Source organism: Fulvimarina manganoxydans (genome assembly GCF_900176465.1).
Classification (GTDB): Bacteria; Pseudomonadota; Alphaproteobacteria; order Rhizobiales; family Rhizobiaceae; genus Fulvimarina; species Fulvimarina manganoxydans.
Genome location: NZ_FWXR01000014.1, coordinates 17,627 through 28,848, shown reverse-complemented (window position 1 = coordinate 28,848; position 11,222 = coordinate 17,627). Strand labels below are relative to the sequence as shown.

The window sequence follows — 11,222 nt, the reverse complement described above, 5'->3', positions numbered from 1 at the left end:
GCCCGAGTGATGCGAGAAGGCGGCCCAATTCGGGAGGACATGCCGTGCAAGCTCTGATGATGGACAGACCGCTTCTTGTTTCCGCGATCTTGGACCATGCGGCCGCCTACCACGGCGATACGGAGGTGGTGAGCGCGGAGGCCGGGGGGCGCCGATCGCGCACCACCTATGCGGCGCTGGCGCGCCGTGCCGCCCAGCTTGCCCATGCGCTCGACGAGATGCGCCTCGGCTCCGGGGACCGTGTGGCGACGCTTGCCTGGAACTCCGCCCGGCATCTCGAACTCTATTACGGGGTCGGTGGTTCGGGCCGCGTCTGCCACACGATCAATCCGCGCCTCTTCAAGGAACAGATCGCCTTCATCATCCAGCATGCCGAGGATCGCGCGCTCTTCGTGGAGCCGGGTTTTCTGCCGATTCTTGAGGCGATAGCAGACCAGCTTCCCAAGACTTGCCGCATCGTCGTACTCTGCGGGGCCGACGACTTGCCGACTTCGGAGACGTTGCCGGCTCTGACGGCTTATGAGGATCTCATCGTCGGGCGGCCCGAGGCCTATGACTGGCCGAGCCTCGACGAAAACACCGCCTGCGCCCTCTGCTACACGTCGGGCACGACGGGTGATCCCAAGGGCGTTCTGTATTCCCATCGTTCGACGGTGCTGCATGCCATGGCGATCGGCTGGCCAGATGCGCTCGGCGTCTCGGCGGCCGATACGGTCTGCCCGGTCGTGCCGATGTTCCACGTCAATGCCTGGGGGCTTCCCTACGCGGTGCCGATGATGGGCGCCAAGCTCGTCATGCCAGGACCCAATCTCGACGGGGCGAGCCTTGCTCGCCTGTTCGACGAGGAAGGTGTCACCATGTCGGCGGGTGTGCCGACGATCTGGATGGCGCTGACGGCGCATATGGAAAAGGAAGGGGCCCGCTTCCAAAAGTTGAAACGCGTCGCGGTAGGCGGCTCGGCGATGCCGCCGGCACTGACGAGCCGGATGAACGCACTCGGGGTCGAGGTCCGTCATGCCTGGGGCATGACCGAGACGAGCCCGGTGGGGCTGGCTTCGGCGCCGAAAGCCAAACATGCGGGACATTCGGATGAGGAGCGTCTGGCGCTCGTTGCCAAGCAAGGGCGCCCGCTCTTTGGAATGGAGTTCCGCGTCGAAGGCGCCGATGGTGGAGACGTGGCGCGCGACGGCAAGAGCTTTGGCGCGCTTCTGGTGCGCGGACCGTGGGTCGCCAGCCGCTATTTCGGTCGCGATGCCGAGAGCCCGAACTTCCGCCCGGATGGTTGGTTCGAGACCGGTGACGTCGTGACCATGGACGCCGACGGCTATGTCCAGATCGTCGACCGAACCAAGGACGTGGTGAAATCGGGCGGGGAGTGGATCTCGTCGATCGACCTCGAGAACATCGCCGTTGGCCATCCGGCGGTTGCCGAAGCGGCAGTGGTAGCGCGGGCCGACGAGAAATGGGGCGAACGCCCGGTCCTGTTCCTCGTCTTGAAGCCCGGCACCGAGAAGCCCGGCGTCGAAGACATCAAGGCCTTCTATGACGGCAAGGTCGCCCGCTGGTGCGTGCCCGACGATGTGCGTTTTGTCGACGATCTGCCTCATACGGCGACGGGTAAGCTACGAAAGACGGATATTCGCAAGCTGGTTTGACGTGGCGCGATGGGCCACTTGATGGCCTTGTGGAATGATCGTTCGATTTTGTGAAAATCTGCGAGAACGATCGCTTGGGCCGCATCGATAAGGCTTAGCGACGAGGGAGGACATGAAACGCCAATGACCGACAGCATCTATGAGCGCGACCTCGACAAATGCGGCGCCAACTACGCCGCGCTGACGCCGATCAGCTTCGTCGAGCGTAGCGCCGCGATCTATCCGCGCCGCACGGCCATCGTCCATGGCGAGCGTCGCATCAGCTGGGCCGAGACTTTCACCCGCATGAGGAAGGCCGCGAACGCGCTCGCCAGACGCGGCGTCGGGATCGGCGACACGGTTTCGGTCGTCGCGGCCAATGTGCCGGAGATGTTCGAGCTTCATTTCGCCGTGCCGATGACCGGCGCCGTGCTCAACACCATCAATACGCGGCTCGATGCCGCGACGATCGGCTTCATTCTCGGCCATGCCGAGGCCAAGGTGCTCATCGTCGATCCCGAATTTTCCTCCGTCGCGAAGAAGGCGCTGGAGACGGCCGGTCGAAAGGACATCCTCGTCATCGATATCGAGGATGCGGTCTATACGGGTGAGGGCGGACGCATCGGGTCGCTGACCTATGACGAGCTTCTCGCCGAGGGCGATCCGGACGCCTCTTATGTCAAACCCGAGGACGAATGGGCGGCGATCAGCCTCAACTATACATCGGGGACCACAGGCAATCCGAAAGGCGTCGTCTATCACCATCGCGGCGCCTATCTGAACGCCTTGTCCAACGCCATCGATTGGCAGATGGGCCTCCATCCGGTCTATCTCTGGACCCTGCCGATGTTCCACTGCAATGGCTGGTGCTACCCCTGGACCCTTGCGGCGGTCTCGGGAACGGCGGTGTGCCTGCGCGCCGTGCGCGATCAGACCGTTCTCGATCTGATGCGCCAGGAACAGGTCACCCATTTCTGCGGCGCACCGATTGTTCTTAACACGCTGGCGAGCGCACCGGACGAGATGAAGAAGGGGCTGCCCAAGCCGATCCACGCCATGACCGCCGGGGCGCCTCCGCCCGCCGCCGTCATCAAGCGGGTGGAGGCGATGGGGATCTCCGTGACCCACGCCTATGGTCTCACCGAGACCTATGGACCAGCCGTCGTCTGCGCCTGGCAGGAGGAATGGAACGACCTGCCCGAGGACGAGCGCGCCGCGATCAAGGCGCGCCAGGGCGTGCGCTACACCGTGCTCGACGGGCTGATGGTTGCCGACCCCGAAACCATGGAGCCGGTTCCGGCCGATGGCGAAACGATCGGCGAGATCTTCATGCGCGGCAACAATGTCATGCGCGGCTATCTGAAGAACCCGGATGCGACAACCAAGGCCTTTCGCGGCGGGTGGTTCGCCTCCGGCGATCTCGCCGTCATGCACCCCGACCTTTATGTGGAAATCAAGGATCGCTCGAAGGACATCATCATCTCCGGCGGTGAGAACATCTCGTCAATCGAGGTGGAGGGCATCCTCTACAAGCACCCGAAAATCGCCGAAGCGGCCGTCGTCGCGCGCCCGGACGAAAAATGGGGAGAAAGTCCCTGTGCCTTCGTCGTGGCGCGGCCCGGCGAGAGCTTGAGCAAGGAGGAAGTCATCGCCTTCTGCCGGGAGAACATGGCCCGTTTCAAGGTCCCGAAAACCATCGTCTTCGGTGAACTTCCCAAAACCTCGACGGGCAAGATTCAGAAGTTTCTCCTGCGGGAACAGGCGCGTTCGATCGGAACCGAAAGCTGATCCGCGCGTCCTGAGGAAGGGGGGCGTGATAGCGTCTCCTCCTTCCCACGCAATTTGGCTAAATGGGAGCTGTTACATCTGAAACGAGCGCTCTTGCATTTTATGGTAACGCCATCATCAAGAGCGCTGACATGATATCGTAAGTACAATTACGATTCTGTTTTTGATTTTCGCTGTCATGTTATATTGCAGGGGGTGGAACTCGGCGATGAGCCGAGTCTCGTCAATCTTTCGGCGAACGGGCGTCAAGACCCGTCGCTTCATCACCAGAGGGTGGTCCGCGCGCAAGACCCGGGCGCGACGCCACCTGGACACGACACCTCTCGCGTCATTTGTTCCTGCGCGAAACATTCGAAAGGATGCACATTGTCGAACGACAAGCATCTGCGGCTCGACGACCAGCTTTGCTTCGCTCTCTATGCGGCGACCAATGCGGTGACGCGCAGCTATGCGCCGCTGCTCAAGGCCATCGATCTCACCTATCCGCAATATCTGGTGATGCTCGTTCTTTGGCAGGACGGAGCCTCAACCTCCGGATCGATTGCCCGGCGGCTGAAACTGGCGCCCCATTCGATCACCCCGCTTCTCGACAAGCTGGAGCGGGCGGGCTTCGTGGAGCGCCAGCGCGATCAGGCGGATCGCCGCGTCGTTCATGTTCTTCTCAGCGAGCGGGGACGGGCGCTCGAGTCCGCCGCCGCCGACGCTCAGTCGGTCGTCGAATGTCAGACGGGACTCGACGATGTCACGCTTCCCGCTCTGCGCGAAGAACTGATGCGGCTCGTCAATCGCATGGAGGCCGAGGACGAGACGCAAGCGAATGCGGTTCAGACCCCGGAGACCGTCTGATACGGCATCCAGCTGATCAGGCCGATGCCCCGCGCGGCGCCTGAGCGTGTTGAAACTCGTCATCGCGAAGCAATCGAACGAATTTTGTCTGAGACTCTCTTCGGCCGGGCTCTTCATGGCCCGTCGCGGAGACGTCTCTTGCGTTGCGCGTCTCAAGCACGGCGAGTAATCAGCCCGCCGCCACCCACAATGTCAGGATCACCGTCGGCGGCATGACGATGGCGCCGATCCGCAGGAAGTCGAGGGCCCGGAAGGACAGGCCCTCGCGCCTCAGGGCGAGAAGCCAGAGGATCGTCGCCAGTGATCCCGTCACCGACAAGTTCGGCCCGAGATCGATGCCGATCAGAATGGCGTCGGTGATCTCGCGGGACGTATCGCCCGAGGCGACCACATGGCCGGCGAGAAGGCCGAGCGGCAGATTGTTGGTCAGATTGGTCAAGACCGCGACGATCGCGCCAACAAGCGGTGCGGAGAACGCGCCGGCACTGTCCTTGAGATCGCCGAGCCAGGAAACGAGCTGCGTTTCCAGGCCGATCTGATCGAGCGCCTCGACGATCACGAACAGCCCTGCCACGAGGATGAGCGTCGTCCAGGAAATGCCGGCAAGGGCCGGCAGCGGGCTTTTGCGCTTTACGATCGAGACAAGGGCGAGAGTCGCTAGACCGGCCAGGGCGGTCGGCAGGCCGAGTGCGACGTCGAGAGCGGAGGCGGTCATCAGGACGGCGATCGCGGCGACCAGGCCGAAAGCGGCTATTTGGGCGCCTGACGTCAAAGGCTGACCGGGAGCGTCGTTTCGGACCGTGCCGAAGAGACGGCGCCTCTGAGTGAGAGCCAGAAGAGCGAATGTCGCGGCGATCGCGACCGCGGATGGCCAGGCGAAGCGCGCGAGCCATTCGCCGAGCGGCGGCATCTGATCGCCGAAGATGACGATATTGGCGGGATTGGAAATCGGCAGAACGAAGGAAGCGGCATTGGCGACGAAGGCGCAGATCAGAAGATAAGGGATCGGATCTTCCGCTTCGGCCGCCCGCACCACGGCGATCACCGCCGGCGTCAGGACAACGGCCGTCGCATCATTGGACAGAAAGACGGTCACCAATGTGCCGACGAGATAGACGAAGACGAACAGGCGCCAGGGTGAGCCGTCGGCCAAACGGCAAGCGAGGCCTGCAAGCCAGGTGAAGAGGCCTTCTTTTCGCGCGATTTCGGCCAAGAGCATCATGCCGGCCAGGAACAGATAGACGTCGGTGCCTTCGAAAATGCCCTCGATCGCAAGGGATGGCGTCAAAAGCCCGGTCGCCACGAGCGCGATGGCCCCGACCAGCGCGAAGATCCATTCCGGCCAGCCGAAGGGGCGGAAGATGACACCCCCAACGGCGAGCGCCGAAATCAGACCAATACCGATGCTCATCGATGAATGCCCAATCGCTCAGAGAGACGCGGTCTCGCCGCCGCTCGTCTCGCGCTCCCGCCGCCCATCGCCATCTGGCTTGGCGAACATCGCTCCGCAGACGATCCAAAGACAAAGCGCCGGAACCGCAAAGAGGCCGAGCGTGACGAAGGCCGTGCTATACCCGAATGTGGAGGCGATGTATCCGCCCACCGACGGGCTGAGCGAGGCGCCGATCCCTTGAACGGTCATGACCGCGCCGAAGGCAACATTGACGCGGCCCGTGCCGCGCATGATCTGGGCGACGAGGCCTGGCACCGCGACGCCAAGAAGGCCTGCCCCGACGCCGTCGAGCACCTGGACGGGAACCAGTGAGTAGAGATCGCCCCAGAGCCCAGCGATCAGCCCCCTGATCGGCAGCGCGACCAAGGCCGCCAGAAGCACGAGGAAATAGCCTCTTGCGCGCGCAATCCTCGAGGCGACGAGCGCCAGGGGGATCATGGTCAATTGGGCGATGATGATGGTGGCGGCCGTATAGGCGGCCGGATCGACCGATCCGTCCGAGGCGACGCGCAGGCCGAGCAGCGGCAGGAGACCGCCATTGCCGAGATGGAACATCATCAAGCAGGCGGCGAGAACGAGCAGCCGCCGGTTTCGCAGAAGCGTCTTCAGACCCTCGGGGGCCGAGCCCTTCTCCTGGCTGCCTGTTTCGAGGCCGCGCGCCACCTCGTGATCGATATCGCTGGGGCGGATCAGGGCGAGGGCGACGAGCGAGCCGACCGCCATGATCGTCATCAGGACGAACACCGCCGGGAGCCCATACCAATAGCCGAACAGTCCCGAGAGGGCGGCGGCCACGACATTGCCGCCATGGTTCCAGGCCTCGTTGCGCCCGAGCTGGAAGGCAAGGCCCGCCTGACCGACGAGACCGAGCGTCAGGGCCGCGATCGCCGGACCGATGGCCGCGCCCGCAATGCCGGTGGCGATCTGGGAGGCGGCCACCATCGGCACGGTCGGGACGAAGAGGATGAGGAGCGAGGCGAGGATGGCAAGCACCGCGCAGACGGCCACCATCGCCCGCTTGGCGCGGGTCGCGTCAGCAAGCGCTCCGAGCGGCGTCGTGGCGAGCATGCCGGCAATGCCGCCGACCGTCATGACATAGCCGATTGTTGCCGCGCTCCATCCCTGGCCGATGAGGAAGACGCCGAGAAAAGGGCCGAGCCCGTCACGAACATCGGCGAGAAAGAAGTTCAAAGCACCGAGCGCCCGCACCGATCGGCTGGGCGAAGCCGTCTCGGCGGTTGCCTCGTTCATCATGGCAGTGGACATATCCAATCATCCTTGAACCGAGGCGTCGCCTTCGTCGTCGGGCGTGCGGCGGCGGCGACGATGGTGCTTTCGGCGGGAGCCGAACGTCGATCGCCCTTTCGGCTGGCCGCGATGCGCCCTTGGTCTTTCGAACTCAGAACACGCTCGCAGCTCCAGGGCGAGCCCGCGCCTCGGCGGCCAAGAGGGAACCGCCGATGCCCAAACCGCGCCAACCGCGCCGCAGCAATAATGCGGAACAGCCGGATTGGTTCGCCGGCTATGATTGCGATTTGAAATGAATGGCGGGCGGGCGGACACCACGCGCCAAGCGACTAGGCTGCTTCAGAGCTCGTTGGGATGAATGGTGCCCCTGGCCGGGATCGAACCAGCACTCCTTGCGGAACACGATTTTGAGTCGCGCGCGTCTACCAATTCCGCCACAGGGGCCCGACGTTCGAAAACGTCAAGTCGCGCCGGACTATACCGGCGAGGGGCCTTCGGTCAATGGCGTTCCTTGCAGATCGCGACGACATCGAACCGACCCGTATTCGCCGCGCGGTCGTCCACGTTCATCAGAGGCATGGCCTGCGAAAGCCGGTTGGGGTATCAGGGCGCGCCGACGAACCGGCCTCACCCGATGTTTTGCGATTGCGGGCCTGGGGGCGGGCAATATCGAAGACGCGTTGGAACGTTCCCCGCGTCCCACGAGAAACAGGGACACCGGCTATGCTGCGCCGCCTCTATGACTGGGTGATGTCGCTCGCTGCGACGCGTCACGCCGAACGGGCGCTCGCCTTCGTCTCCTTCATCGAAAGCTCCATCTTCCCCATCCCGCCGGATGCGCTGCTTATCCCGATGGTGCTGGCGGATCGGCGCAAATGGTTCCGAATCGCGCTGATCTGCACGATCGCAAGCGTTCTGGGCGCCTATCTCGGCTATGCGATCGGCGCCTTCTTCTTCGATCTGATCGGGCGTCCTATCTTGGAGCTTTATGGCAAGGCCGACGCTTTTGCTGAAATGAGCGCGCGCTACAATGAGTGGGGCGGCTGGGCGGTCCTCTTCGCCGCTTTGACGCCCTTTCCCTACAAGGTTTTGACGATCTTTTCGGGCGTGACCGGGTTGAATTTGCTGGTCTTCACCATCGTCTCGATCGTCGGCCGGGCGGGTCGCTTCTTTCTGGTCGCCTATCTCCTCAAGCGCTTCGGCGCGCCGATCCAGAGCTTCATCGAGCGCCGGCTCGGTCTCCTTTTTACCCTTTTCATGGTCCTACTGATCGGCGGCTTCGTCGCCCTGCGCTATCTGGTCTGATCACCGAAGAGCGCGCTTGTTGCCGTTCGCTCCATGAGGTCCCGATGTCTGTTTCCTTCCTCGCCCGTCCCGTCGGCTTTCGCCAAAGCGCGGCGGCGATCGCGCTTCTCATCGGCACCACCCTCACCGTCGGTGGGGCGCTGCTCTTCGAGCATGTGGGCGGCTATATGCCTTGCGCGCTTTGCCTGACCGAACGCATCCCGTATTATGTGGCCATTCCCGTCGCGCTCATCGCCGCGATCGCGGCCGCCGGACGGGCGCGCCCGCCCCTTGTTCGGCTCCTCCTCCTCTTACTCGGCGTGATCATGCTGATCTCGCTGGGGCTCGGCGTCTATCACGCAGGCGTCGAATGGGGATATTGGCCAGGGCCGACCGGATGCTCCACCAGCGGCAATGCCGATCTTCTCAGCAACGATCTCCTCGGCGCGATCGACCGGGTTCGCGCTCCGTCCTGCAACGAGGCGGCCGGTCGCTTCCTCGGCCTCTCTTTCGCTGGCTGGAACGCGCTTGCCTCGGCCATTCTCGCCGCCATCGCCCTGCGCGCCAGCGTCGCCAAGGCCGATCGGTTCGCCTGAGCGCCGGGATTTAAATCGGGCTGCCGCCCGAACCCGCCTGGAGGCTCGGCCTCCAGACCTTCAGTGTCTTTCATCATCGAGTGGGACGGGGGCACACCCCCGTCCCACTCGATGAAAAAACGGATGGGTTTGGGTAGCTCTGCTTCTCAAGCAGGGGATCGGGGGCGGCAGCCCCCGATTTGACCCTCCGCCCTCTTAAGCCGCCCGCACGGTCGTCGGCTTGACGCCGCCGGCCAAGATCAGGATGGCGACGACGGCCGCGCCGACGAGATCGCTGACGAGGCCGGGGAAGATGAGCGCAAGCGCTCCGATCAGCGCCAGGACCCGCGCCCAGGCGGGCAGCGGGCCGCGGAAATAGCCCTCGATCGCCGCTGCCAGGAGCAGAACGCCGGTCACGCTGGTGACGATGACCCAGATGATGTTGGTCACCGTCGCATCGATCATCAGCATCGAATGGGCGAAGACGAACATGTAGGGCACGACGAAGCCCGCAATGGCGAGTTTCATTGCCTGAACGCCGGTGGCGTTGGGATTGCCGCCCGAAATGCCGGCGCCGGCATAGGCCGCGAGCGCGACCGGCGGCGTCAGATTGGCGAAGATGCCGAAATAGAAGACGAACATATGGGCGACGAAGATCGCCGTCTCGTTGGAGCCGGCGAGTTCGCGAAAGAGCGGCAGGCTGAGGAGGATCGGCGCTGCCATGGTGGAAGTGATGATGTAGGTGGGGATCGAGGGCAGGCCCATGCCGAGCACGATCGAGGCGATCATGGTCAGGACGAGGGTCACCACCAGCTGAAGCGTCGGATAGGGGATCGTGCTGCCGAGATCGACTACCGCGTCGGCGGCTTCGAGCGCGATGCCGGTGAGGGTCGCAACGCCCACGATGACGCCGACGGCGCCACAAGCGATGCCGACCGGGATCGATTCGCGCACGCCGTTCGCCATTGCGTCGCGGCAGCTGGCGAAATCCATCTCCTCATGCATCGGGCCGATGCGGCGCCGCGCGAAATTGACGACGATCGGGATGACGATCATCGCGAAAAGCTGCCAGCGGCCCGAAGGCAGGTTCGGCAAGTCGCGGGCCTCGACGATCGCCCAGATCTGCGGCTCGACGACGAGTGCGGCGAAAACGATGCCGGAGACAGCGACGACGGCTGGCGTTCCGCAGACGAGAACCGTCGCTGCAATCGACCAGAAGGCGGCGAAGAAGGGCGCGTAGCCCTGATAGAGAAGCCAGAGCAGAACGGCCATCGGCACGAGAAGATGGCCGCGTTCGGCCATGACCTGGCGCACCGGCGTCAATTCGGAGCGCGGGATGCCCTGAAGCCCGTTTCGAAGGGCTCTGAGATGAACCTGGGCCAGGACGCCCACATAGAAAAGCAGCGCCGGGATGATGCCGGCGAGAATGACCTGCGTGTAGGGGACCGCGAGCACCTCGGCCATGATGAAGGCGGCGGCGCCCATGATCGGCGGCAGGATCTGCCCGCCGACCGAGGCTGCGGCCTCCACGGCGCCGGCGAAGTTCGGCTTGTAGCCGGTCTTCTTCATCAAGGGGATGGTGAAGGCGCCCGTGGTCACGACATTGGCGATGGCCGAACCGTTGATCGAGCCGAGAAAGCCCGAGGCGATCACCGCGACCTTGGCCGGTCCGCCCTTGGAATGGCCGGCAATGGCGAGGGCCATATCGTTGAAGAGCTGGCCGAGGCCCGATTTGCCGAGAAAGGCGCCGAACAGGATGAAGAGGATGATGTAGCTCGCCGAAACCCCGATCGCGGTGCCGAGCAGGCCTTCGGTGATGAAGACGAGATGGCTCATCACCTGGCGAATCGTCGCGAGCACGATCGCTTGGTTCAGATCGTTGTAGAAGGAGAGCTTGGCCCAGAAGCCATAGGCGAAGAAGATGAGAGCGAGGATCGTCAGGCCCCAGCCGGTGACGCGTCGCGCGGCATCGATGACGAGAGCGACCGCGACGATGCCGATGACGGCGTCGGTCAGGGTGATGCGCCCGCCCGAGGCGATCACGCGGTCGGAGACGAAAAGCATGTAAAGGCCGATGCCGAAGGCCATGGCGGCGAGGACCGCGTCCATGATCGGCAGGCGATCGCGCGCCCCGCTCCGCGTTGCTGGATAAAGGACGAAGGTCAGGCCGAGCAGGGTGTAGAGGTGGATCGAACGCTGGTCGATGTCGATCAGCGGGCCGGAGACCGACGTGTAGAGATGGAAGAGGGCGAGAGCGACGGCGACACTCGTGACGAAGAGCGCGATCGGCTTGGGCAGCGCGTGCCGATAAGCGCTTTCCTTGTCGTATTTTTCCAATAGCTCACGATCGAGGGGCGCGTCGGCTGTCGGGGCACTCTTGGCGTCGGTCATGGG

General features: G+C 63.9%; 8 protein-coding genes and 1 tRNA gene. 5 read left to right on the top strand and 4 right to left on the bottom strand.

What is annotated here, in order from left to right:
- The first annotated feature begins 44 nt into the window (after positions 1-44).
- From B9A15_RS14725 to B9A15_RS14715, 3 genes are all read left to right on the top strand, one after another.
- Positions 45-1,655 carry a long-chain fatty acid--CoA ligase gene (locus tag B9A15_RS14725; RefSeq protein WP_210190528.1) on the top strand — a complete coding sequence of 537 codons (1,611 nt, stop codon included), beginning with the start codon at positions 45-47 and terminating at the stop codon, positions 1,653-1,655.
- Positions 1,656-1,778: 123 nt separating this feature from the next.
- Positions 1,779-3,422, top strand: coding sequence for an acyl-CoA synthetase (locus tag B9A15_RS14720; RefSeq protein ID WP_084411085.1), 1,644 nt, complete (start codon positions 1,779-1,781; stop codon positions 3,420-3,422).
- A 366-nt stretch (positions 3,423-3,788) separates the two neighbouring features.
- Positions 3,789-4,268, top strand: coding sequence for a MarR family winged helix-turn-helix transcriptional regulator (locus tag B9A15_RS14715; protein ID WP_084411084.1), 480 nt, complete (start codon positions 3,789-3,791; stop codon positions 4,266-4,268).
- Between the two features lie 169 nt (positions 4,269-4,437).
- Here the strand turns inward: B9A15_RS14715 and B9A15_RS14710 are convergent, their stop codons facing one another.
- The 3 genes from B9A15_RS14710 to B9A15_RS14700 form a co-directional block, all read right to left on the bottom strand.
- Entirely contained in the window at positions 4,438-5,679 is a 1,242-nt protein-coding gene (locus B9A15_RS14710) for an arsenic transporter (protein ID WP_084411082.1), read from the bottom strand.
- Between the two features lie 18 nt (positions 5,680-5,697).
- Positions 5,698-6,987: an MFS transporter gene (locus B9A15_RS14705; protein ID WP_210190527.1), complete on the bottom strand. Its 1,290-nt coding sequence runs from the start codon at positions 6,985-6,987 to the stop codon at positions 5,698-5,700.
- Between the two features lie 341 nt (positions 6,988-7,328).
- Positions 7,329-7,413 (bottom strand) — tRNA-Leu (locus B9A15_RS14700).
- A 279-nt stretch (positions 7,414-7,692) separates the two neighbouring features.
- Here B9A15_RS14700 and B9A15_RS14695 point away from each other — a divergent pair.
- A complete protein-coding gene (locus B9A15_RS14695) occupies positions 7,693-8,274 on the top strand; it encodes a YqaA family protein (RefSeq protein WP_084411080.1) in 582 nt (193 codons plus the stop codon).
- Positions 8,275-8,318: 44 nt separating this feature from the next.
- On the top strand, positions 8,319-8,849 hold the full coding sequence (locus B9A15_RS14690) for a disulfide bond formation protein B (protein WP_084411078.1): 531 nt from the start codon (positions 8,319-8,321) through the stop codon (positions 8,847-8,849).
- A 195-nt stretch (positions 8,850-9,044) separates the two neighbouring features.
- Here B9A15_RS14690 and B9A15_RS14685 read toward each other — a convergent pair whose 3' ends face one another.
- On the bottom strand, positions 9,045-11,219 hold the full coding sequence (locus tag B9A15_RS14685) for a TRAP transporter permease (RefSeq protein WP_084411076.1): 2,175 nt from the start codon (positions 11,217-11,219) through the stop codon (positions 9,045-9,047).
- Between the last annotated feature and the right edge of the window lie 3 nt (positions 11,220-11,222).

Bases quoted from the DNA above. Each gene is read 5' to 3' on its own strand.
- B9A15_RS14705 (WP_210190527.1), bottom strand. From the start codon at position 6,987: ATGTCCACTGCCATGATGAACGAGGCAACCGCCGAGACGGCTTCGCCC.
- B9A15_RS14690 (WP_084411078.1), top strand. From the start codon at position 8,319: ATGTCTGTTTCCTTCCTCGCCCGTCCCGTCGGCTTTCGCCAAAGCGCG.
- B9A15_RS14720 (WP_084411085.1), top strand. From the start codon at position 1,779: ATGACCGACAGCATCTATGAGCGCGACCTCGACAAATGCGGCGCCAAC.
- B9A15_RS14710 (WP_084411082.1), bottom strand. From the start codon at position 5,679: ATGAGCATCGGTATTGGTCTGATTTCGGCGCTCGCCGTTGGGGGTGTC.
- B9A15_RS14695 (WP_084411080.1), top strand. From the start codon at position 7,693: ATGCTGCGCCGCCTCTATGACTGGGTGATGTCGCTCGCTGCGACGCGT.
- B9A15_RS14685 (WP_084411076.1), bottom strand. From the start codon at position 11,219: ATGACCGACGCCAAGAGTGCCCCGACAGCCGACGCGCCCCTCGATCGT.